The organism is Armatimonadota bacterium, assembly GCA_022563855.1.
Lineage (GTDB): Bacteria > Armatimonadota > Fimbriimonadia > Fimbriimonadales > Fimbriimonadaceae > JADFMN01.
On record JADFMN010000009.1, the window covers coordinates 49,398 to 72,548 of the forward strand.

Annotated in this window: 23 protein-coding genes and 1 tRNA gene; 9 read left to right on the forward strand and 15 right to left on the reverse strand. The window is 60.1% G+C overall.

Translation table 11 applies throughout. The features are described from left to right. Positions 1-178: 178 nt before the first annotated feature. Complete coding sequence (locus IH944_11325) at positions 179-1,369, forward strand: C40 family peptidase (GenBank protein ID MCH7905136.1); 1,191 nt, start codon at positions 179-181, stop codon at positions 1,367-1,369. A 90-nt stretch (positions 1,370-1,459) separates the two neighbouring features. Further along, positions 1,460-1,536: transfer RNA gene (locus IH944_11330), tRNA-Glu, on the forward strand. A gap of 171 nt (positions 1,537-1,707) precedes the next feature. Here the strand turns inward: IH944_11330 and IH944_11335 are convergent. After that, complete coding sequence (locus tag IH944_11335) at positions 1,708-2,811, reverse strand: Nif3-like dinuclear metal center hexameric protein (protein ID MCH7905137.1); 1,104 nt, start codon at positions 2,809-2,811, stop codon at positions 1,708-1,710. 50 nt (positions 2,812-2,861) lie between these two features. Further along, complete coding sequence (locus IH944_11340) at positions 2,862-3,068, reverse strand: hypothetical protein (GenBank protein MCH7905138.1); 207 nt, start codon at positions 3,066-3,068, stop codon at positions 2,862-2,864. Between the two features lie 109 nt (positions 3,069-3,177). Here IH944_11340 and IH944_11345 point away from each other — a divergent pair, with 109 nt between their 5' ends. Then, positions 3,178-4,329: a DUF1385 domain-containing protein gene (locus IH944_11345; protein ID MCH7905139.1), complete on the forward strand. Its 1,152-nt coding sequence runs from the start codon at positions 3,178-3,180 to the stop codon at positions 4,327-4,329. On the opposite strand, the gene IH944_11350 is transcribed toward IH944_11345, so the two are convergent. The 6 genes from IH944_11350 to IH944_11375 all read right to left on the reverse strand — a co-directional run bounded on the left by IH944_11350 (position 4,249) and on the right by IH944_11375 (position 10,808). Then, complete coding sequence (locus IH944_11350) at positions 4,249-4,575, reverse strand: hypothetical protein (GenBank protein ID MCH7905140.1); 327 nt, start codon at positions 4,573-4,575, stop codon at positions 4,249-4,251. The two genes, IH944_11345 and IH944_11350, sit on opposite strands and share 81 nt — an antisense overlap. Then, positions 4,575-5,822 carry a D-alanyl-D-alanine carboxypeptidase/D-alanyl-D-alanine-endopeptidase gene (gene dacB, locus IH944_11355; GenBank protein ID MCH7905141.1) on the reverse strand — a complete coding sequence of 416 codons (1,248 nt, stop codon included), beginning with the start codon at positions 5,820-5,822 and terminating at the stop codon, positions 4,575-4,577. Before dacB ends, IH944_11350 begins: the two co-directional genes overlap by 1 nt. A gap of 14 nt (positions 5,823-5,836) precedes the next feature. Further along, the gene (locus IH944_11360) at positions 5,837-6,829 is read right to left on the reverse strand and encodes a hypothetical protein (GenBank protein MCH7905142.1); all 993 of its coding nucleotides are present in this window, start codon (positions 6,827-6,829) and stop codon (positions 5,837-5,839) included. A gap of 27 nt (positions 6,830-6,856) precedes the next feature. After that, a complete protein-coding gene (locus IH944_11365; GenBank protein MCH7905143.1) occupies positions 6,857-9,613 on the reverse strand; it encodes a zinc-dependent metalloprotease in 2,757 nt (918 codons plus the stop codon). Positions 9,614-9,755: 142 nt separating this feature from the next. Then, the gene (locus IH944_11370) at positions 9,756-10,016 is read right to left on the reverse strand and encodes a twin-arginine translocase TatA/TatE family subunit (protein MCH7905144.1); all 261 of its coding nucleotides are present in this window, start codon (positions 10,014-10,016) and stop codon (positions 9,756-9,758) included. 54 nt (positions 10,017-10,070) lie between these two features. Further along, positions 10,071-10,808: a hypothetical protein gene (locus IH944_11375; GenBank protein MCH7905145.1), complete on the reverse strand. Its 738-nt coding sequence runs from the start codon at positions 10,806-10,808 to the stop codon at positions 10,071-10,073. 38 nt (positions 10,809-10,846) lie between these two features. On the opposite strand from IH944_11375, the gene selA reads away from it, so the two are divergent. The 3 genes from selA to IH944_11390 are packed head-to-tail and all read left to right on the forward strand — an operon-like array spanning position 10,847 to position 14,304. Continuing rightward, positions 10,847-12,181, forward strand: coding sequence for an L-seryl-tRNA(Sec) selenium transferase (selA, locus tag IH944_11380; protein ID MCH7905146.1), 1,335 nt, complete (start codon positions 10,847-10,849; stop codon positions 12,179-12,181). Beyond that, positions 12,178-12,783 (forward strand): HD domain-containing protein, encoded by a 606-nt coding sequence (locus IH944_11385; protein MCH7905147.1) that lies wholly within the window; start codon positions 12,178-12,180, stop codon positions 12,781-12,783. Before selA ends, IH944_11385 begins: the two co-directional genes overlap by 4 nt. 33 nt (positions 12,784-12,816) lie before the next feature. Further along, on the forward strand, positions 12,817-14,304 hold the full coding sequence (locus IH944_11390) for a carboxypeptidase M32 (GenBank protein MCH7905148.1): 1,488 nt from the start codon (positions 12,817-12,819) through the stop codon (positions 14,302-14,304). A gap of 318 nt (positions 14,305-14,622) precedes the next feature. Here IH944_11390 and IH944_11395 read toward each other — a convergent pair whose 3' ends face one another. From IH944_11395 to IH944_11425, 7 genes are all read right to left on the reverse strand, one after another. Further along, positions 14,623-14,955, reverse strand: coding sequence for a hypothetical protein (locus tag IH944_11395; protein ID MCH7905149.1), 333 nt, complete (start codon positions 14,953-14,955; stop codon positions 14,623-14,625). Positions 14,956-15,093: 138 nt separating this feature from the next. Then, positions 15,094-16,065 (reverse strand): metallophosphoesterase family protein, encoded by a 972-nt coding sequence (locus IH944_11400; GenBank protein MCH7905150.1) that lies wholly within the window; start codon positions 16,063-16,065, stop codon positions 15,094-15,096. Positions 16,066-16,115: 50 nt separating this feature from the next. Then, entirely contained in the window at positions 16,116-17,090 is a 975-nt protein-coding gene (locus IH944_11405) for a glycine--tRNA ligase subunit alpha (GenBank protein ID MCH7905151.1), read from the reverse strand. Positions 17,091-17,119: 29 nt separating this feature from the next. Beyond that, the gene (locus IH944_11410) at positions 17,120-17,491 is read right to left on the reverse strand and encodes a VOC family protein (GenBank protein ID MCH7905152.1); all 372 of its coding nucleotides are present in this window, start codon (positions 17,489-17,491) and stop codon (positions 17,120-17,122) included. Positions 17,492-17,575: 84 nt separating this feature from the next. Next, positions 17,576-18,496, reverse strand: coding sequence for a class I SAM-dependent methyltransferase (locus tag IH944_11415; protein MCH7905153.1), 921 nt, complete (start codon positions 18,494-18,496; stop codon positions 17,576-17,578). After that, on the reverse strand, positions 18,496-19,287 hold the full coding sequence (locus IH944_11420; GenBank protein MCH7905154.1) for a VanW family protein: 792 nt from the start codon (positions 19,285-19,287) through the stop codon (positions 18,496-18,498). The genes IH944_11415 and IH944_11420 overlap by 1 nt, the downstream gene beginning before the upstream one ends. A 40-nt stretch (positions 19,288-19,327) precedes the next feature. Beyond that, positions 19,328-20,518 carry an aminotransferase class I/II-fold pyridoxal phosphate-dependent enzyme gene (locus IH944_11425; protein ID MCH7905155.1) on the reverse strand — a complete coding sequence of 397 codons (1,191 nt, stop codon included), beginning with the start codon at positions 20,516-20,518 and terminating at the stop codon, positions 19,328-19,330. 100 nt (positions 20,519-20,618) lie between these two features. Here IH944_11425 and rpoZ point away from each other — a divergent pair, with 100 nt between their 5' ends. Genes rpoZ through prmA form a run of 3 tightly spaced genes read left to right on the forward strand, consistent with a single transcriptional unit; the run spans position 20,619 to position 23,085 of the window. Continuing rightward, a complete protein-coding gene (gene rpoZ, locus IH944_11430; GenBank protein MCH7905156.1) occupies positions 20,619-21,110 on the forward strand; it encodes a DNA-directed RNA polymerase subunit omega in 492 nt (163 codons plus the stop codon). 14 nt (positions 21,111-21,124) lie between these two features. Further along, the gene (gene dnaJ / locus IH944_11435) at positions 21,125-22,243 is read left to right on the forward strand and encodes a molecular chaperone DnaJ (GenBank protein ID MCH7905157.1); all 1,119 of its coding nucleotides are present in this window, start codon (positions 21,125-21,127) and stop codon (positions 22,241-22,243) included. Continuing rightward, positions 22,240-23,085, forward strand: coding sequence for a 50S ribosomal protein L11 methyltransferase (gene prmA / locus IH944_11440; protein MCH7905158.1), 846 nt, complete (start codon positions 22,240-22,242; stop codon positions 23,083-23,085). Before dnaJ ends, prmA begins: the two co-directional genes overlap by 4 nt. Positions 23,086-23,151 lie beyond the last annotated feature (66 nt).

Here is a 23,151-nt window from a genome sequence, read left to right on the forward strand (position 1 = left end):
GGATTTTTGAACTTAATACGGTGGAAATCTTAGGGCCTATATGGAAGAAAACAGGTTGACCATCCGATAATTGGATTGGTAAGATAAAGCCTGTGTCCGAGGGCGGCAATTTTACCGGGTTCCAATCCGACTGGATGCTAGGCAGGAGGATCGAAATTTGCAACTACATATTGGCCTGATGGCCTTCACGCTAGTGGCGGCGCCGCTCTGGAGCAACGACTCCTCCCCGAGCGGATACACCCACTGTGCCGTCGACTACGGGCCGCTTTGGGCATCGATTCTTCCGACTCCAACCCCCGAGCCGAAGCGGCACAAAGTCGTCGAGGGCGAGAACGACAACACGATTTCAAAGAAGTTCGGAATCAGCGTAAAAGACTTGCACGCCGCCAACCCCGGACAGGACTGGCGCAAACTGCAGATCGGCCAGGTTCTCACGATTCCCGAGAAGGGCCTTGCTAAAGCCGCACCCGCCTCCCCGGCGTACCACAAGGTGCTGCGAGGTGAGCACGACGGCAAAATCGCCAAGAAGTACAGCATCACCGAGGCGGCTCTGCACGCGGCGAATCCAGGCGTCGTCTGGACGAAGCTTCAGATCGGACAGAAGATCAAACTGCCTTCGGGCGTCGATCCGATCACGAGCGCCAACAGGATCTCGACCGCTCGCGTTCGCATCAAAGTTGGGGCCGCGCGCGTCAGGTCTGAGCCGACGACCGCCAGCCGGACGCGGGCGACCGTCAAAGGAGGCACGACAGCGGAAGTTCTCGACCGCCAGGGCGCGTGGTACAAGCTGCGCTTCCGGCACGGCACCGTTGGCTGGGTCCGCGGCGACCTGCTTGCCGAGTCTTCATCGCCTGCGCCGACATCGAAGACTGTCCCGACCCCGACCAAGCCGATTCTGCCGGTGGACGGAGACTTGGCGAGCGCAGTCATCAATTCAGCCGTCGGTATGCTCGGAGTGCGGTACCGGTGGGGCGGGACGAGCCGTGGGGCCGTCGACTGCTCCGGATTCACGACAGTCGTGTTTGCGCGGAACGGCATGAGGCTGCCCCGCACGTCCATCGCGCAGTCCAGGCACGGCGAGATCGTCCCGAAAGACGATCTTCAAGCCGGAGACCTGCTGTTCTTCATCACGGGCCGCGCGACGCGGATCAACCACGTTGGGATCTACATGGGCGGCGGCAAGTTCATTCACTCCAGCAGCTATAAAGGGCGCGTTGTCATCACGGAGATGAGCCAGTACCGCAGCAAGTTCGCCGGTGCTCGCCGCGTTCCGGGATTGCAGGCGGCCGTTGCGGAGCTTGTTGCAGAAGAGCCGGTCGTCGAGGTCTCGAAGGTCGTGCTCGGCGCGGACAAGACGGGCAAGGAATAGCTCAAGCCAGTTTCGTTGCGGGTTGGGTCTGTCACAGGCCCAGCCCGCCTTGTTTTGCCTGGACCGGATGCGTCAAACTGTTGCTCGGTCGCCCCGGTCGTCTAGCGGTTCAGGATGCCGCCCTTTCACGGCGGAGATCGCGGGTTCGAATCCCGTCCGGGGTACCAACAAGACCAGGATGCGCGGCGGTAGTCGCGTGTCCTGGTTTTGTTCTTGGCCTCCGTCGCGATGAGAAGCCTGTCCTGAGCTTGTCGAAGGACGAAGGACGAAGGAAATCCCGTTCGGGGTACCAGTTTTCTTACAATCCGACAGGTGGCGCACGCCGGATATGACGCGCATCAAACAGATGGTCGACCAGACGTGCCGGGGTCTGGCTCGAACCAGAGTAGCTCGACATCGGACAAGTCCGCAGCCAGCCGTTCGCAGAGGCGTTTGGTGCCGGGGTTTTCGGTTGCGTAGTGGCCGGCGGCGGCGATCGCTAGGCCGCCTTCGGACGCCTCGACCATCGTGTGGTGCGGGACTTCGCCAGTGACTAGCGCATCGGCGCCGGCGGAGCGGGCGTTCTTCCACTCGTCGGCTGCCGCTCCACCGACCACCGCAATTCGTTCAATGGACTTTCCGGGAGGAGCACAAACGAGAGAGCGCGTATTCAAACACCGATCCAACATCTCGCGAAGGCCGTTGGCGTCAAGAGCCGAAGGCAGCGAACCGACGCGGCCGATCATCTGACCGCCTTCTGAGTGCTGCGGATATACGTCGATAGCGGGCTCCTCGTAGCTGTGGGCGCGCACGAGCGCTTTGCGAACAGCCGCCAGCTTCTCCGCCGACACGACCATCTCGACACGGACCTCGTCGACGGTCTCCGGCTCACCGATCATGCCGAGCGTCGGGTTCGCGCCTTCCAAAGCCCTGAACGAGCCGACGCCCTCGACCTTCCAACTGCACCGGTCGTACCGGCCGATCTCACCCGCCCCCGCGCTGGCCATAGCGTCGATCAGAGCGTCCTCGGTGCCGGTCGGCGTCGTCACAACGATCTTGAACAGCTCGCGAGGATTCGACGAGCCGAACTCTTCAACATCTACCAGACCGAGCAGCTCTGCCAGGACGTCGCTGATCCCGCCCGGAGCGCAGTCCCAGTTGGTGTGCGCGGCGGCGAACGCAACTCGCGCTTCGACGAGCGCCTGGATCACCCGCCCTTGGTGGTTGTCGAACCGCAGGCTCTTCAAGGGGTCCCAGATCACGGGGTGGTGGCAGATCAGCATCTGCGCCTGGGACTCTGCCGTAAACTGAGCAGCGGCTAACGACGGATCGAGCGCGACCACGACCTTCTCGACCGGACTGTCCGGATCGCCGACTTGCAAACCGATCTTGTCGAACGAATACGCTAGCCGCTTAGGCGCGATCGCTTCAAGAGCCTGCAGGACGTGTCGGACGCGGGTCATGCTAGTAGGTTACCGGCCAAGCCCCCCGGTCAGACAACAAGAGCCTCGCCTTAACCCACCGTACTCAGCTCGCTATCGACGTCCTGGTCGTCGCCATCGGGTTTGATCCAATTCCTACGGCAGTAGTGGGCAAGTTTTTGTACAGCGCTCTCGGTGACTGCGTCGAGCGGGGTCTCGTACAGCATGCAGATTGTGAGCAGGGCAAACGCCTCCTCTTCGGTGAACTCCAGATGTTCAGGATTGTGTCCATCAACCACTTGACCCGGTCCTCCTGATGCTAGGACGAAGGCAAGGCGAGTATCGATTCCGCTACACGGGGGATCCTGATGGCTCGAACCTGAACTGCCGATAGGTAGAATGCCACCGATGTCCGAAGAGCCACAGAAAACTTACGGCGGAATGGCCGTCGTCGAAGGGGTGATGATGCGCTCCCCAAACCACTACTCGGTAGCCTGCCGGGCGCCGAACGGCAACATCTACGTCAAGACCGAGCACATCGAAAAGACCTGGATCGGCAGGCAGAAGTGGCTGAACAAACCGTTCCTGCGCGGGACTCTGGCGCTGCTGGACACGATGGGCCTCGGAATGCGCGCGATGAAAATAGCGTCGGAGGTGCAGCTGGATCCGAGGTTTCAACCCGACGAAGCCGAGGACGAAGGCGAATCGACCGAGCCTGAAGGAAAGAAGGAGAGCAGGTTCAAGAGGTTTTACGATCGAAACCAGGCTGCCGTCGATAAGGCGATTCTCGCCCTGACCCTCGTCCTATCGCTGGTCATCGGCTTCGCGCTCTTCAACGCATTTCCAAACTTCTTCGGACAGTACCTCCTGGCCTTCTTCCACGATATCGGACTCGAAAAGGATGCGAACGAGCGCGGAACGTTGACGAACGTCGTCGTTGAGATCGTCAAGCTGTCGATGTTCCTCGGCTATATGCTGTTGATCAGACGGATGCCGGCGATCATGGACGTTTTCCGCTTCCACGGCGCGGAGCACCAGGCGATCAACGCGATGGAAGACGGGGAAGAACTGACATCGGAGAACTGCCTGAAGAAGACGCGGCTCCACCCGAGGTGCGGTACCAACTTTGCGATTCTGGTGTTCATGATCGGAATGTTGATTCTAATACCGATCCCGCGACCTCTATTCCTTGAGGGCGACCCCAAACAGTGGATGATCGTCTTTGAGAGGCTGGCGATCGAAATATCGCTGCTGCCCCTGATCGCCGGGATCAGCTACGAGGTGATCCGGTTGGCAGGGAAGTTCAAGAACGAGAGGTGGGTGAACATCCTGCTCTGGCCAGGGCTGAAAACTCAGTTGATCACGACGGCCGAGCCGTCCGCGAATCACGCAGAAGTGGCGATCACGTCGCTTGAGGCTACGGTGCTTGCAGAGGAGACCGGAGAGCTGACGAACTCGGACGACTATACGCCGCAGTTCTTACGCGAGGAAGAACCAGCCGCACCAAAGGAGCACGTAGACGCCGGAACCGGCCAGGCAGACCTTGCGCACGAACTCTAGGTTCTGCTTCGCATACGATGCCATTGCGATCCACGCCACGATCAGCGTGAACGACTTCACGATCGCGAAGAGCCACTCGCCCTGTTCGAGCAACGGCTTCATCAGAGGATTGAGCTCCGTGATCATTCCGTTCGCGTGGAGCACCGCTGTCACGATGAGATCGAAGAAGCCTATAGCGAGCAGCAGCACGAGGGCGCGCGTTGGCCAAAGCCGCCTCGCAACCGTCGTCAGCTCCAAGCTCTTCATTACAGTCCTCGCTCTATGGCATCGATCAGACGGTCCTGAACCGCTCTGACTCGTCGCGCCGGTACCACGGTGTGGTTGAACAGCATGCTCACGATCAACGTCTCGCCGCTGCCGGAACGAACGTACCCTGATAAGCATACTACAGCATTAAGCGTGCCAGTTTTGCCGATAAATGTGCTTGTCTTGAGCCTAGAGCCGAGCGTGCCCTCGCCCCCGGCAGCTAAGGCTACTAGGTACTGCTCGCCCCAGGGCTGACGGTGCGCCCAGGCGAGCGACTGGCAGATCGCCTTTGGCGTTACCAGGTTCTGCCGGCTCATGCCGCTGGCATCGACCGGCTTCACGTCGATCTGGCGGATGCCGACCACGTCGACGAGGAACTTCTTCATGCGCGACGACGCCTCGCGGTATTCGGAGTCGCCGAGCGGCTCTGACGCACTGGCCGCCATGAGCATCAGATTCTCCGCGTGGTTGTTGTCGCTTCTCTCCAAGCAGTCCTGAACCGTTCGGAGAATCGGCGGTCCGACGACGACGAAATCGGGCTCGCGGCGTGGCGGCGGCTTGTCGGTGTTGACCAGCGTCCCGCCGAGGAACCGCGCAGCGGTGGCGGCCGGATCAGGCATCGCAAACGCCTCTATGAGGTTTCTCGCCTTCGGCAGACGCCCGCTGACCGTAGCGACCCTGGTCCACGGATCGTACGTCACTTTGGGCGCGCCATCGCCGCCAACTCCGCGCACGACGACCTTGTACGCGGGGTCGAGTTGGACGACCTCTCTGTTCTCGGCCCAGATCTCAAGTCCCCCGCGGTCGAAGCTGAAGGCGGTCACGCGCGCTGCGTACCGATGCGGGAGATCGTCGAACTCCCACGAAGGGGGCACTTTCGGTTGGTACGCCTGCCGCACGTTGATCGCTGCGTCTGTGGGGTTGCCAAGAGCTTCTCGCGCTTTCAGGAGCTGTTCCTTGGTCATGGTAGGGCTGCCGGGCGCGTCGACGTACACGGACTCTCCGGTTCGCCAGAAGCGCGTCTGGGGCCGGTGCTGTACGCCGAGCGCATTGAGCGCATAGATCGTCGAGAGAATCTTCTGGTTGCTGGCAGGAACGAGCCTCGTATCGCCGAGGTTTTCGAACACGACTTCGCCGTCTAGCGTCATGACGCAGATTCCTGCTATTGCGCCTTCGAGCGCGGGGTCGTTCAGGACGTCTCGTAAATCCGATTGGACGAGGGTGGCAGCCAGAGCAAGCGCGAGCATGGGTTCTAATGTTTCTACGTTTCGTCGTCGAACATCGGCTCGGTCACATGCTCATTTGCCGACGAATCGATGTCCCGCGCCATGGACGCAGCGAACTCGCGCAGCGATGGCTCCTCGTCGGTCGCGGCTGCGTTCCGAAGCTTCGTGACGATCTCGCCCTTCAGTTGCGGCATCCACTCGCTCAGGTGAAAGACCGCGTGTATGGCGCTGCGTCGACCGATCTTGCTCGGCGCAGCGATGCAAGAGAGGAGAGTGGCTGCGGCAGGGTCGGTGCAGATATGGCCTCCGAGCACGACTCCCGCTTTGTAGATCGTCCTCGCGTAATCGTCGTTCGCGTCCCACATCAGCTTCCCGATCGCGTCGATAGCCTGGCTCTGCTGCTGCTCGGTCGAGCAGAACGACGGCAGGTCTTCAAACATATCCAGGACGCACCACTGAGCGATTCTGCGGTTTCGGTGCTGGCTGTCGCGCAAGATTCGGACGAGAGCTTCCGAAAACAGGCCGCTGCTGGCGTGAGTTTCGATTTCGATCCGCGCGTCGTTTGCTACGTCGCGGTCTTCGCAGTAGAGCAGTTTGATCAGCGAAATCGGATCGAGTGTTTGCACGTACCCGTCAAACCTGCCGCTGAGGCCGATCGTACGACCGATCGCAAACTGACGTTCGAACAGCGGCTCGCAGCTCCTCTTGAGGTTTGCAAGCATCTCCTCCTCTGTGTCGCCTTTCGCATCGTTCCAAAACTGCTCGCACCTGCCGAAAATACCGAGCGCCGTGCGGGCGACGACCACATCGAACGTGTCGCCGTGCGCCTCAAACGTCGCCCTGCCCGTCCAATCGCTCGCCAACACGTGATAGTCCGAGCTGATCGGATGGGGCGGCCAGTGGAACGGGATCCGGTGCGACGGTCGAATCGGACTGGTATCACCGCCAGCGGCATCGACGACCGCCGCAATAAACTCGTCCAGAGCCGCGGCCACTTCCGCACTTGAGACTGCCTCAGCGCTTTTCATCGATTAGACATGCGATCCTCGAACGTACTACCGGCGACCCGATATCTGCCGTTTCATATATCTGTCGATTCTGTCCGCCATATCGGTGAGGTGCATCACAGTCATCTCGTCCATTCCGTCTGCGTCCTCCACCTGCTTGGTCATCCGGATCTTCAGCCGCTTGAGTCCTTGCGCTGCAATGACCCTCACGTCGTCGCTGATAAACCCGTCCGGTGCAGACGCCTGATCGATCAGCGACTCGGTCATGAATCGCTGTAGATCGCGTCGTACGCCGGTGATGTTCTTGTTCAGGCCGATCTCCTTATACACCGCGGCGAACAGAGCGTTGTAATGTTCTGTGATCGTGTACCTGTCTTGAGGAGCCAACTTGAATGCATTCTCGATAATGTAGTCGGTTTTTCGAGCGCTCATAATCGTCGCAAGAATCATCATCTGGTTGGTCGCGACGATGGATCTGAGCGGTGCGATCCAGCTTGCCCCTCGGTTACCGTTCGGATCCTCGTTAAAGCTAAGTAGAACGCTTCGAGGCAAATCCAGCGAGTCGAACATCAGGCAGTTATCGATGATGAACTTCATCGCTCTGCGCTGGGATTGAGCGCTGACTGGCTTGAGCGTCGGCTGTTCGTTGACGTCGCCTTTGAACTGTCGTCGCATTTCGAGGCCGCCGACGAACCGGCTTGCGGTCCGTCCGTTCCTAAATGGTCGCAGTATCGTGCTCAGGATCAGCCTGTTTCTGTACGCGTAGCTCTCACCTGTCTTCGTCAAGCGGTTGATCGCGTACTTTCGAACTAGGTCGTTGCTGGCGTTGCTGGTCTCGAGCCAGGCGAGCGGGTCCGTTCCGAGATCGTATCTGACCGCCAGCGGATTGATGCCGTCCGCGTCGCCGTCGGTCAAGTAGATGTGCCCCGGCTCACCGCTCCTTTTTGCGATGGAGTTCAGTCCCCACAGCTCGCCCTCGGTGGAGCCTGCGGTGATATCAGAGTAGCCATACTCGATCGCCCATTTGTCGTATACGCCAATACCTGCGTTGAAGAACACTCCTTCTCCGCGGAGTATCGCAGGCGTGTTCACCGGCGTGTAGTCCATGACGCTGGCGGAGAGTCCAACTGTTCGAACCTTCTCGTCGTCCAGCATATCGTCGATCGAGAGCTGCGTCGACGCCGCAAAATTGTGCCGCAGACCCAGGCAGTGCCCGACCTCGTGCGCAATGAGGTCGGCTAGGAACGCGTGCATGTAATCCTCTTCGGCGACTTTGCTGCCTGATGCCTTGAGGGCGGCCCAGCCGAGAGCAGCGCTCTTCGACAGGCCCTCAGCGTAGTTGCACGCCATGCGCTGCCAGCCAAGGTCGTTCATCGTCTTTCGAAGCGCTGCGGCGCGCGGGTCAACGCCGGTCATGAGCGCCTCGTAAGCGTCGATGCTGCCCGGCGCTTGGCGTAAAATCGCGCTCCTGCTCAGTGCGGCGGCCTCCCGGGCATCGTGGCCGAGAGTCAACTTGAAGTCTTGCAGCACCAATACCGGGAAGTTTGCATCGAGGTTGACTGCTGCGTTCAGCACCTGGCCAGTCAGCGGATCGAGCCGGAACAGCGCGACAGCGTAAGCAGAGCTTTCACTGACGATCCAGCGGATGACGTTGTGCCGACCGTCTGCGTGATCCCAGTTGGGGTCGTCCGCTGGCGCATCCTTCACTACGACGGCGTTCTTGTAACCGAGCCGCTCGAAAGCGTCGTTCCAGAAGAGGATTCCGGCTCGAACGCCCGGACGGTATTGCTGAGGCACCGACGTGTCGATGTACCACACGATCGGCTCGACCGGCTCTGACAGTTTCGCGCTGCGGTTCTTCTTTCTAAGGTCGAACCGAACGATGTATCGCTGTTTGCGATCTCGCTGATCGAACCGCGCCAGGCTGAACGAGTCTTGCGTGAAGAAGCCGACTCTCGGATCGGCGAGCCGCGGTCGATAGTCAGACTCCTCGCGGTACCACAGGCTGTACGTCACCTTCAGGGGGATGCTTCTGGAGTCCTCCAAGTGGTTCGGCATGCTCAAACCGAGCATTGCGAACAGAGCCGCCATTTCGCCGCCGCCGCCCTGCGACTTGAAGTGCATGGCCATTCGCACCACCGTCTGCTTGTCATAGTTCTTGATCGTGTCGACGCCTGACAGGTTTCGATCAAGCGATGCGCTCCCACCGACGCCCGCCCCGACTAGGCGCTGCAAGTTGAAGACGGTGCCGTGAAAGAACGAGGTGACGTTGACGAGCAGCAGCTTCTTTTCGGGGTGCTTCTGCTCGATCTTGTATGAACCGAGGATCGCCTCAGGAAACGTTCGCTTGCTGGCGATCGCCAGCGGGTCGTCCGCCTGCCACTGGAACCTAGTATTGGGACGCACGAGCAACAGCCGGTCGTCTTTCTTGACCCACCGGTAGATGTCGATCGGGCCGGACGATACCGGATCGCCCGACTGACCGCCGAACGGCGTAAAGCCGGTATGAAGCGTCGCCTGGGCCAGGAACAGCTTCTCTAAGTTCTCTTCCGGCAGTTCAAGCAGCAGGTCCTTCTTTCGCAAGTACAGCGTAAAGACCCCTTCGTGCTTCTCAAGATCCTTGATCGCCTTTTCGTACTTCTCGACGTCAGGGTTCTTCTTCTCTTCCTGCTTCTCCTCCTGCTCTTCCTCCTTGGTCTGCTCTTGCTCCTTCTTGGCATCGGCGTCCTGGGCCGTAGCAAAGGCGCTGCCGGCGAACAAGCTGAATGCTGCGATTCCGATGGCTAAATGTCTCGCTGTGATCATGTTGTCTCCTGAGTGCTGTCTATCAGTATGGCGTCTTTTAATACGAAAATTCGGTCGTAAAACACCGCCGTCAGGCAGAAACTAGAGAACCCCGTAGAGCAAGTCTAAGGGGCTCACGGCAGACACCGACGACGACGCTCGGTCAACTGGTGTCTTTTTTATCGTCCAAAGACGGCTTCCTTTCTTCTTTGTCGCTATCCTTTGCAGCGTCGTCCATTGCCTCGTCCAGCATCTTCTTGCCGTGCCGTAAGCCGGACTGGAACTCACCGACGCCCTTTCCGATGCCCTTCATGAGCTGCGGGATCTTCGTGCCGCCGAACAGCAGGAGGACGATCACCAAAATGATGATCATCTCAGGGCCACCTGGTAGGGCAAGCGCAATCACAGGATCAATTTGAATCATGATTTTCGTCGTACTCCTGGCTCCATTATACGCTACGTTTGGGCCGGGCGCTGGCTACTCGGGCTCATCGGCTTCTTCGGCCTCATCGGGCTCAACGGCGTCATCTGGCTCTGAGCCTGGGTCGCTGAGAGCGTCTTCGATGGAAATCTCCATATCGAAGTCGGCGTTTAATGAATCCAATAGGTCGCCATGACCAGTTGCGTCAAAGTCGAACCATTCGCGCGATTCTCTGTCACCCATGACCACCATATCGGGAGGATCGCCTGTTCGATCGTCTGGGTTTCCGCTAGCGTTGTAACCGTATTTCGATGATTCGAAAATCAAAATTACACTGCGCGGGTTCTCGATATCATCAACAAGAACTTCTGAAAACTCTTCGTTGAAGACGAACCCTGTATCCGGCCCTTCCTTCCAGTCGCACTCAAACGGCTGACCGGGCGGGCTGACCTTGAAGTCCATACCCAAAACGTCCGGTATTTCTTCCAGTTCGGCCGCATTTATTGCGTACAGTCGTTCGTAGTACGGTGCAATATCGTCCTGCCAAGTTTCGGCATTGGGCAGCCTTCCGTCATGTTCGATTGCGTATGCGAGAGTAGCCTTGGTGACCATATCGCCGGTAATCGTGCATCCGAAAGTCGGCATGATGCTACCCATGACACCTCGCATCATGAAGAATCCGATACCGCATGCGATCAGACAGAACGCGACCACGGCGAGAAGCACCCAAAGCCAGAGCTTGCTACCAGACGGAGCGGCCTGCGGCGGGTTAAACGTCGGCGGCGATGAAGACATACCGTGTATTCTACAGAATGTCGGTAAAGTTCGTTGCAATGTCAGACTTTCGTGCCCTGCCCAGCGTCGATTCCGTCATGCGCGAGCCTGCCCTGGCCGGGTACAGCGAGCGGGTTCGCGGGCTAGCGGCAAAAGCTGCGGTCGAGTCGGCCAGAGAGTCCATACGGGCCGGTGCGGAGCAAACGACTGAATCTGTGGTGGAGACTGCCGCGCAGGTGGCGGAATCGATCGCCAAGGCGACCCTGGCCCCCGTGATCAACATGTCCGGCGTCGTGCTGCACACCGGCCTCGGGCGGGCAAGGCTGTCGACCCAGGCGAGCGAGGAGATCGCTGCCGTCGCCAAAAACCACGCCACGGTGGAATTCGACCTGCCGACGGGGAAGAGGGGGAACCGTCAAGACCACGTCCGAAGCCTGATCTGCGAGCTGACGGGCGCGGAAGACGCGTTCGTCGTGAACAACTGCGCGGCCGCCGTCGTGCTGGTCTTGGCGACGCTGTGCCGCGGCCGCGAGGTAATCCTTTCGCGCGGGCAGATGATCGAGATCGGCGGTTCGTTCAGGCTGCCGGATATCGTGACTGCGAGCGGCTGTAAACTGATCGAGGTCGGATGCACGAACAAGACGCACCTCTCCGACTACAGCCGCGCGCTGGGCGAAGATACCGCTGCGATTTTGCGCTGCCACCCGAGCAACTTTAAGATCGTCGGCTTCCAGGAGGAACAGTCCGCGCACGACCTCTCTGGCATCTGCAAAGAGCACGGCGTTCTGCTCATCGACGACGTGGGGAGCGGATGCCTCGTCGATACGACGAGGTTCGGGCTGCCGAGGGAGCAGACCCTTCGCGAGGCGATATCGGCTGGGGCAGACGTTGTGATGTCGAGCGGTGACAAGCTCTTGGGCGGTCCTCAGGCCGGGTTGATCATGGGTCGGCGCGACCTCATTGCCCAGATCTCCAGGCATCCGCTGGCCCGCGCGGTGCGAGTCGGCAAGATGACGCTCGCCGGGCTGCACGCGACGCTCGAGCTGTACGCCGAGGGGCGGGAAATGGAGATCCCGATCTGGCGCTACATCGCCAAAGAAGAGTCGCAGGTCAAGAAGGCCGCAAACCGAATCGCGAAGGCGTGGTCTGGCGACTCGGTGGTAGAGAAGGCGGGAACCGAAGTGGGAGGCGGTTCGATGCCGACGGCCACCGTGCCTACATGGAGAGTCGGTCTGAAATCTGACGATGCAGACGCTTTGCTCGCCCGGCTGCGAGGCCTCGATCCTCCCGTGATCGGCTACATCGCCGACGGAACGGTGTGGCTCGATCCGCGCACCGCCGACGATTCCGAAGTCGCCACGGTAGTCGATCACTTTCGGGCGATGAGCCAGTGAGCGACTTAGACTACGCCGTTCGCGAGTCTCGCAACGAAACTGTTCGCTCGCTGGTGAGGGCGCTGGAGTCGCACGGCCCAGGCGAGGGTGCGCACGCCGACCGCGTTGCGGTGTACGCTGCCGCGACGGGCGAGCGCCTCGGAATCGACGTCCACGATCTCATCGACTTGCGCTGGGGGGCTGCGCTGCACGACGTCGGAAAGATATCGTTGGACCCCAAGCTGCTCAGAAAGCTAGGGAAGCTGACGGACGACGAAATGGGCCTGATGCGGATGCACGCCGAGTTGGCGATTCGTGTCATCGAGGAGTTCGAGTGGTTGGAACCGGCGCTTCCGATGGTGAAGCACCACCATGAGCGGTTCGACGGATCGGGTTACCCGGATGGGCTGGCCGGCGACGACATACCGCTCGGTGCTCGAATAATCGGAGTTGCAGAGACGTTCGACGTGCTCACGTTTTCTCCCGAGTGGCGAGAGCCCATGTCGACCGAGGATGCGCTCGATGAGATTCGGCGATGCTCCGGCGCGCAGTTCGACCCGCAGGTCGTCGAGGCGTTCTGCGAAGTGCAGCCGCTAATCCAGCCTCTCGGGTTTGTGGACTAGGGCGCAGTTGTTGCGAACGGTAACATCCCTAGCATGTCGAACCTCGACGCCCTGAAGTCCAGGATGTACGACCTGAACGCGCTGGAGGCGTCCATGTCGATCTTTGGTTGGGACCAGCGGTGCTTCATGCCGCCGGGCGCGACCGAGGCGCGCGCGAACCACCTCTCCATCCTCCACCGGATGCACCACGAGATGTTCACGTCCGACGAGACGGGGACTCTGATCGACAAGGCTGCGGGTGAGGTCGGTGACGGTGGGGAAGACGGCGCGATGTTGCGCGTGGTCAAGCGCGACTTCGATCTGGCGACGAAACTGCCTGCCGAGTTGGTCGCGAAGAAGAGCATGCTGGCCGCGCTCGCGCACGAAGAGTGGGTGGCGGCCCGCAAGAACAACGATTTCAAGTCCTTCGCGCCGACGCTCGAGAAGATGTTCGAGATCTGTCGTCAAGAGGCAGAGTATCTAGGATACAAAGACCACATCTACGACGCGCTGTTCGATCTGTACGAAGAGGGCGCGACTCAGAAAGACGCGGTGCAGATGTTCGACACGATCCGCCAGCCTTTGGTCGATCTGGTCAAGGAAATCCAGGAGAACGGCCGCAAGATCTCCAACGATTTCATGACCGGCGAGTGGGCGAAAGAGAAGCAGAGCGAGTTCACAGAGATGATCTCCAAGGCGGTCGGCTTCGACTTCGACCGCGGGCGGCAAGACACCGCGCACCACCCGTTCTGCGGCGGCTGGTCGGTGAACGACGTGCGGCTGACGACGCGTTTCCTTCCGTTCTTGGGGTCTGCAATCTTTGGCACTTTGCACGAGTCCGGGCACGGGATGTACGAGCAGGGAAGTCCGGTCGAATGGGATCGCACGCCGCTGGCGGGCGGCGTTTCGCTCGGCCTGCACGAGAGCCAGTCGCGGCTTTGGGAGAACATCGTCGGGCGGTCGAAGGCGTTCTGGCAGCGGTTCCTCCCGGATTTGCAAGAAACCTTCCCGACGCTATCTTCAATCAGTCTTGACGACTTCCACCGTGCCGTCAACAAGGTCGAGCCGAGCCTGATCCGCGTCGAGGCGGACGAGCTGACCTACAACCTGCACATCCTCATCCGGTTCGAGATCGAGTGTGGAATGCTCGAGGGTTCGATGCAGGTCAAGGACCTCCCCGAGATTTGGAACGCTAAGTACGAGGGGTATCTCGGCATCACCCCACCGACGGATTCTGACGGTTGCCTGCAGGACATCCACTGGTCCGGCGGCTCGGTCGGCTACTTCCCAACCTACAGCATGGGCAACCTTTTGAGCTACCAGATCTGGAAGACGCTGATTGACGACATCGGCGACCAGGACGAGAACATGGCGAGCGGTGACTTCTCAAAGATCCTCGGATGGCTAGGCGAAAAGATCTACTCGCAAGGCAAACGGTACACGCCTAAAGAGTTAGTGCAACGTGTGACCGGCAAACCGATCGGCGCTGAGGATTACTTGACTGGCATCACCGCCAAGTACCGCGCCGTGTACGAGATCTGATCCGAATTAGTCCCCTCCCCCTTGGGGCAGGGTTAGGGAGGGGGTGCTGAACGCGGTAGTTCGACGAGATGTGCCCCTCACCTCAATCCTCTCCCCAGTCCTTCGTCAGGCTCAGGATGACGGGGAGAGGAGGCTGCGTTCCAATTTGTTGAACCGGCAGACCGATGGGCGGCGAGGCTCTCCTGACCGGCATCACCGCCAAGTACCGCGCTGTGTACGAGATCTAGTTTGATCCCCTCCCCACTTGGGGGAGGGTTAGGGAGGGGGTGCTGAACGCCGTTAAGTTCTCCGAACTTTGTCCCCTTTCGCGAGGCCAGGTTAGTTTCGTTCTACGGATATATCATCAACCACACCGTCTCTTAGCGAGACCGTAAGACTGAGCCCCTCATCTTTTTCATCGACATAGATCAGTCCCGCCATTTCAACACCATTGACCATGTTGTGCGTTGATATCATAGGTTCACCGAGGATCGCTATAACTTCACCTTCGGTCATGCCCTCGTGGACCATTGTCTCGCTGGCAGTGACGTCGATCGTGCTATCCAAATCCACATCAATGCCTGGCGGATAACAGCCGGATATGACTAGCATGGAAATCGGCAGACAACTTGCGACGAGCACGACAAGACTCCACTTGATTCCTTTCCTCATGATTATCGAAGTGTACCAACAATCTCCCAGCTCTCTTCCTCCTCCAGGGCAATAAGAAGGGAGATAATTCCCCTCACCTCAATCCGCTCCCCAGTCCTTCGACAGGCTCAGGATGACGGGGAGAGGAGGCTCTGTCGGCTAATCCTTAAACCGCAACTCTCTGTTGCGGATCTCGGGCACGCAGGTCTCGGGGGTTACGTAGTCGTTCGCGTCCGGTGGGTAGCCAATGTCCCACATGCTGGGTTTGACCCAGTCGGTCTTCATGCCGACGATGTCGAAACGGCCGTCCGCGTGCACTTCGCACGTCGCCCAGAGCGGGCCCTCGTAAGGGCTGGTGTAGGAGATGTACGGGTGTGATTCTTCGATCGCGGGGCTGTAGCGTGCGCGGCGGTAGTCGCCGCCGAGCCAATGGTAAGACGCCGAGTTGATCTGGACGTACTGGATGCCGTTGATGAGTACTAGCTGGTCGATGTGGTGGTGACCGCAGAGCGACGCGAACACCTTGGTCCACCCTGCTTCTTCGTTTGCGTTCTCCAAAAGAGCCTGCATCTCAAGCGTGTTGTCCAGCCCGCCCTCGCCTTCTTGCAAAGACTGGTGGCAGAACACGACCGTCGGCAGCTCAGTTCCTTTCAGGTCTTTCACCAACCACGAGCGCTGCTCTTGCCCGACATGCCGCGGATAACCCGGCGGACGGCCTTCGTGCAGGTCGTTGCCGTCGAGCACGACAAAGTGCATGCCCTTGTGGTCGAAGGAGTAGGTCTGATCCGGCATGCTCCAGAATTCCTGCGTCTGCTCCTGCGAAAACCCGCCGTCGGTGTCGTGGTTTCCGAGCACGTGGTACTTCGGGCCGGGGAAGCCGTTCCACGCGTCCATGAACGGCTGGTTTTCCGGCTTGGGAACGCAGAAGTCGCCGAGCTGCATGATGAAATCGACCTCTTGCTCCTTCATCGCTTCGATGAACGCAGTCAGCCGCTCGACCCCGTCGTGCATGACGTCCTGGTGCACGTCGGCGATCATGCCGAACGTGAAGCTCTCGCGCAGTCGCCAGCGAGGAGCGGTCGCTAGCGCTGCGGAGCCGATCACAAACTCGCGACGGCTTATCTTGAGCATGACGAAATTATACCGACGCACTTCTGGAGAAGCGCAGCACGATTTTGCGCCTACTTGTTCTTCTTGTACTTGGCGGTGTAAGCGAGGCAGCACGCGCGGACGCGGGCCCGGATGCGGTTGATGAACGCCGTGCGCTCGGTGGGCGAGACCGCGCCCCGGGCGTCGAGGAGGTTGAAGATGTGCGAGCACTTCAGCGCGAGGTCGAGCGCGGGGTAGACGAGGGATGTCGTGATCGGGGGAGCCGTGGCCTCCACCCCCTGGCCCCCTCCTCCATTTCGCTCCGCAACAATGGAGGAGGGGGAACTGGACAAGATTCCCTTCTCCTCATCCCAGTGCACTTCAGTCTCGATCACCCGCTTCGACTCGGCCTCGTAAAGATCGAAGAGCTTGAACAGCAGATCAGTGTCGGCGACCTCGAAGTTATAGACGTTGTTCTGCATCTCCTGCTCGAAGTCGACGTCCTTGTACGACAGCGACTCGCTCCACATCATCCCGTCCCAGAACGAGAACTGGTCGTTGAGCATCAGGCAGAGGCGCTCGGGGCCGTAAGTGATCTCGGCGCAGACGGGGTCGCAGTCGATGCCGCCCATCTGCTGGAAGAACGTGAACTGCGAGATCTCCGTGCCGTTCATCCAGACCTCCCAGCCGACGCCAGCGGCACCGGCGGCCTGACTCTCCCAGTCGTCCTCGACCAGCCGCACGTCATTTTTCTTGGTGTCGAATCCGATCGCGTCTAGCGAGCCCATGTAGAGGTCGACGATGTCGTCGGGGCTCGGCTTCATGACGACTTGGTACTGGTAGTAGCGCTGGCTGCGCATCGGGTTGCGCGTGTAGCGGCCATCGGCGGGCCGTCGCGTTGGCTGGACGTAGGCGACGTTCCAAGGCTCGGGGCCGAGACAGCGCAGGGTCGTGGCAGGGTGCATCGTGCCCGCGCCGACCTCGAGGTCGTACGGTTGCAGGATCGCGCAGCCCTGTTCGGCCCAATACTCGTTGAGCCGCCGGATCAGCTCTTGGAAGGTCATCATCGCCGCCAGGATTCTACTCTGCGCGCTGCTCAGTAGCTGGACTGCTTGAGGAAGAACGTGTTTCCGTCGGGGTCCTTGCCGTGGCAGAGGGTTGTGCCGGGGTGCGGTTCGGTGATCTCGCTCATCTCGACTCCCATCGAAATCACATGCGTCCGGGAGGCTTCGACGTCTGAGGTTGAAAACACGATCGCCGGTGCCAAGTCGCCGGTCGGTCCTGGCCCTCCGCCGTGCAAGGCGAGCGATCCGCCCTCTACGCCCAGAGTCGCCCAATGCTCGTTGAGCGGCTCGTCGCCGAACGGATAAGTCACAGTCAGCCCGAGCCGGTCTCGATAGAACGCGACGGATGCCGGAACATCGCTGACGTACAGGATCGTTTGGGACATCACAAGGTCAGAACTCATGCAGAAAGCATATCTGATCTGCCCGGAGCGATAGTCGCCGGCTAGCGCACCAGCAACCCACGTCGAGCCCGTCACCTAGCCCTCCTAAGTTTTCTTGAAGACGTAGTGGCACGCCGCTGTCCTCAAGTCGATAGGACTCGCCTGGCGGTAGCGTTTGTGCAGCTTTGAGCACCCTAAGAGGCCGCCCGTGACCTCTTCGTCCGACACGTACTTGCCACCCGGCAGCGTCAGTCTCCTCATAGCGATCTGCTCGAGCCCAGACTCACAGATGATTGCGTGGACTTGCGCTGGTAGCAAACGGTTGTGATACGTCAGCCTGTGCCCAAAGAGTAACCAGTAGACAGGCTCCGAGTAACGAAGGTGGTTCATCGGCTCGATCGACTTGTCCGCGTGGTAAAGATGGTCGCGGTGGTCGAAAACGTGCGAGCAGACTCCTCCTGGCCTCAGTATCCGCTTGCACTCTTTGAAAAACGCTCCGACGTTATGTTGTTTGAAGTGTTCGAGCACTCCGCCCGACTGGATCACGTCGACTGATGCGTCCTCCAACGGTAGGTGGCCGGGGTCGACCTCTCTGTGTTCGATAGCTCCGCACGCGTCCAGTACTTCGGACACAGTGTGCGCCCAGCGGAGACGGTCGATCTCGCTCTTGCGCGATGGGAAGCGCTCGCCGAGGCTGGCCACGACCCCTCCCGCAGAGCGTGTTATGTACTGGGGGTCGAAGGCGCTCTCCAATTGCAGGTGATGGCTCTTGCCGCCGGTCACAAGTCGGCACGCCATCGGCCAGAAGCTCGTAACGCCGGGTTCTAATATCGCAATGTTCGCACGCTCTAGGTCGATGCCTGCGCCGCGCCAGACTTCAAAATAGCCCGGAGCGACGCGCGCAAGTTTATCGACGTGCGTTCGCTGTGTGCCGAGCCACTTTCTGGTCGCGCGACGGTAGAGCGCCGCACCGCCGGGAGTCCTGCCGAACACCCACAGGCCCGCCGCCTTCGCGACCGCGCGCATCAGTCGTCACCGTCCCGGTCGTACAGCACGACCGCTTTGTTGTGCGCGATCTCTTCGTCCAGCAGGGTGTGTCCGTCCGGCAAAAAGATACGGCGCCGGATGCGGTTTTCGCGAAAGGTCTGGCCGTTCCTTTTCTCGAAAGAATGATCCGTTTCGTACACTTCAAAGCGTAGGCCGGGATCCTTCGTCGTCAGAAGCCGACCCACGAGATTCTCCTCGTCTACAGTCAGTGCGAGGAGGACAGGGATGTCGAGCGGATTCTCAAAGCGGAGGTCAGCCTGGTTGTAGAAAACCGTCGCGCCACAGGCGAAAGGCACGGTGCGACCGTGGTCGGGGAAGAGGTCGAGGCCGTGGCGGTGCCTCTCAGTGATCTTCATGCCCGCATTGATCGCGATCCAGTACAGCAGGTTTGAGACCGAGCACGTCCCACCTCCGAGCCCTTCTTCGAGCTTTCCTCTCTGCATCTCTGGGCCGAGGACGAAACCCCGTTTTTTTTTCGGCCTCCCTACAAGCCCATGAAATGAGAAGCAGCCGAACGGTTCGATGACGATTCCGTCGAGGAGGCCAGCGACAAGACGGACGTTGGTCTCCTTGCCCCGCTGCATCCGCTCGTCGTAGGTCGTCGTCTTTCTTCTTAGCGGCGTTGCATGACTCGCGAGTTCATAAGAGTACGCACTGCGGTCTTTAGCCCTTTGTCTGCAGAATGTCCTGCGGACAATGATCATCTCTGGCTCTCTCCTGAGCCTCACGAGAGCCACTTTCAACGGATAGGGGACGAGCCTGCCGATCACTTTCTTCTCATTAACCCATAACGGTTGCGGCCCAAGGTCGTTACGTTTGCTTGCGTCCGGCGCGGAACGCTTGTTCCAAGTCGGCGATCAGGTCGGTCTCATGCTCCAGCCCGTTGTAGAGCCTTACGATCCACCGCTTCTCCGGCCAGTCCATCGGGTGGTACTCGAGCGGGACGCAGAGGCTCTCGTGGCCGCCCCAGCTGACTCCCAGCCGGTACAGGCGCAACGCTTCGGTGAACGCGCGCAAGCGATCCGGGTCTTGATCCACCGGCTCGAACGAAATCAGCCCGGACGAGCTGCTCATCTGCTTCAGGAACAGCTCGCGCTGCGGATGGTCCTCGAATCCTGTGTGGAACACCTGTCTGACTTCCGGCCGTTCGCGCAGCCATCGCGCAACGGCGTCGGCGGTCTTGGCGTGCTGCGCCATCCTGATGGGCAGCGTGCGGAGTGAGCGGAGAATCAACCACGATGGAAACGGGGGCAGCGACGCGCCGATGTACTCCACCTCGTTGGCCATGATCTCCTTCATGATGTCGTTCGACGCACACAGCGCACCGGCCACAACGTCGCTGTGCCCACCAAGGTATTTGGTCGCGCTGTGAACCACGATGTCGATACCGAACTCTGCGGGCGTCTGAAAGATCGGGCTGGCGTAACTGTTGTCCACCGCAGTGCGAATGCCTCGGCTTTTCGCTTCCTGCGCAATGGTCGTCAGGTCTTGCAACCGATATATAATGCTGCTCGGCGATTCAAGGAAGATCAGAGAGGTCTCCGGTCGGATCGCGTCGAAAACCTCCTGAGGGTCAGTGCCTACGACGAACGTCGTCTCCACGCCGAAGCGTGGCATATACTCCGCCAAGAACCTGCGGGTCGGACCGTAGCAAGTGTCGACGCAGACCACGTGCGACCCAGTTCTCGTGCTGGCCATGACGGCTGTGCTGATCGCCGACGCTCCGCTCGTGAACATCCGGGCGCACTCGGTCTTCTCCAAGGCGGCGACCTTCTTGCCGACCAGATCGAGCGTCGGGTTGTTGATTCTGCTGTAGAAGCACTGCCCCTCGTCCGACAAGAGGTCGAACTGGTTTTCCTGCGCTTCATAGAACTGATCCCAAGTGTCGAAGATGAAGAGCGAAGTTTGGAAAATCGGCGGAACCACCGCGCCTAGAATGTGCGTCTCTTCTCCCAAGTGCTGCAGCATTGTTTCCAGCCTCTGATCCGACGGGTTGGACATGGCCCTGATTTTCGCAGATAGCGGCACTTTCGCGCTAGGCGCGCCAAGCTAGGACCCAGCCAGCCCTATCGATGCTGTCTGGTATCATATGAGGTTGCTTATGGCTCCCGGCGACTCTATTTTTCCCCAGCCTGATATTCTCAACGAGCATGAGTTTGGCAGGTTCGTTCTGGCCAATCTAGCGGCCAAGCGGGCGCGACAGATCAAGGACGGTGCGCCCCCCCTGGTGCGGATCGACTCTAGCCACCCGCTGTCGATCGCGCTGGCCGAGATCGCAGCAGGGAAGATCAAGCCAGTATTCCCTGACGAAGCCGAGGCCGTAGAGGACGGAACCCTGGACATGGAGATCGCCGACACCGACGGCTTGCTCCTACCGAGCTTAGGCGATTCGGAGCTGTCGTACGACGATGTGGCTTTGGAATCAGACGCGGGGGACGACGGAGCGGTTTCAGTTTCGCCGGCATCGCTTCTGTCCGACTTGCTGATCGGAGATGAGGCTGAAGAGGAGACTGAGGCCACGGACGCAGATGGAAACATGTCGCTCGACGATCTGGTCAAGCAGGAAGAGGCCGGAGAGTCCAAAGAGGGGTAGCGCTCGGTGCTCCGTTGACTGACCCCTACTCTTCGCTTGGCGTAGCGCGCGACGCCGAATCTGACCAGATCAAATCGGCCTACCGGCGACTCGCTCGCCAGTACCACCCGGACGTTAACCCCGACAACCCGGAGGCGGAGGAGAAATTCAAAGAGATCAGTCAGGCTTATGCGGTCTTGAGCGATCCTGAGAAGCGGTCGCGTTACGACCAGTCTGGGTCGATCGATGAGTCAGGCGGCTTTGGGGACTTTGGTCAGCACGTCGATCTGTCCGACCTGTTCGACGCTTTCTTCGGCGGCATGGTCGGAGGCCGGCGGGCCAGACGGATGTCAGGTCGAGACGGCGAGGACCTGCGGTCGCAGATCACCATTTCGTTGCGCGATGTGCTGACCGGCGTAGAGGAAAAGATTCGGTACAAGTTGATGGCGCGGTGCAGCGAGTGCGATGGCTCGGGTGCCGAGCCAGGCACCAGGCCAGAGACGTGCGGTACGTGCCAAGGCGCGGGCGTCGTCTCGCGCGTCCAGCAGACGTTCATCGGGAGCATGAGGACCAGCACGACTTGTCCGGCGTGCGCTGGCGCCGGGAAGACGATCGCCTCACCGTGCCACGAGTGTCACGGCAAGGGGCTGGCCGTCGAGGAGGTCGAGCTCTCGGTCACGTTACCGGCTGGCGTCGAGGACGGCGTAACGCTGAGGATTGCGGGGCACGGTAGCGCCGGACTCGGACAGGGTGTTGCGGGCGACCTGTACGTCGTCGTGCATGTAAGAGATGACGCCCGGTTCGAGCGACGGGGCAACGATCTCCTAGGGTCGGTCGATCTCACGTTTCCTCAACTTGCGCTCGGTGACCGAGTGAAGGTCGACGGGTTGACCGACGAGCTCGATCTTGAGATCAAGGCTGGCACTCAGCCTGGCAAGTTGTTCCGGCTGAGAGGAGAGGGGCTGCCGCGACTGCACGGTGGAGCACGGGGCTCTCTGTACGTCCGCGTTAACGTTGTGGTTCCGAAGAAACTGTCGAATGAGTCAGCGGAGTTGTTGCGAAAGTTTGCAGCGGAGTCCGGTGGTCCGGTGCCGCAGGGCAGCAGCGGGATGCTCGACAGTCTCTTTGGAAGGAAGAAGGGCAAGCAGAAGTGAAGATTTGGACGCAGGTGATCGCACACCTGCCGTCGATTCCCGACGACTGGTCGATCTGGGCGGAGCGGTTCGGTCGGTTTGGCATTCAGGGCACGGTCCAGACAGACGAGCCGCCGACGATCAGCGGTTACGTTTGCGAGGAGATGAAGGTGGATGTCTCCGCGCTGTCGGACGAACTGAGATCGCTCGGCGCGGCGAAAGTGTCGACCATTGAAGTTTCAGATGAGGACTGGGCTGAAAGCTGGAAGCAGTTCTTTCGTCCCCATAAGATCGGAGATCGCCTGACCGTTTGTCCGTCGTGGGAAACGTACGCTGCAGAAGGCGATGAGATCGTGCTGGTCCTCGACCCCGGCCAGGCATTCGGCACCGGCGATCACGCGTCAACCCGGATGTGCTTGGAGATCATGCAGCGGATGGAAATCGCGGATCGTTCGGTCGCGGATATCGGTTGCGGGAGCGGAATTCTGAGCGTGTTCGCGATGCAGACCGGAGCGGCGAAAGTCGACGCCGTCGACATCGATCCTGTTTCGGTGGCCGCGACTAGGGAAAACGCCCTGAAGAACGGCGTCGCGGTCACCGTGTACGAAGGCGACGGGTTTTCGCCTTTGCCCGATGCGGGTTACGAGGTCGTGCTGGCCAACATCATCAGCGAGGCGCTGATTCATCTCGCTCCGGAGGCCAAGCAGAGAGTGAGCGCCGGAGGCCACTGGCTGGTCAGCGGCATCATCGCAGAAAACTGGCCGGACGTGGAGCGCTCTGCGACGGTACACGGCTTCGAGCTTGTGGAGGTCGAACGCGATGGTGAGTGGGTAGCGGCGCTCTTTCGCCGCCTGCCCGACTAATCAGGGCATTGATCCAAAGACGGAGCGCTTTTTGGCAGGCCTTGATAGCCTCTTCCTGCCGACGAC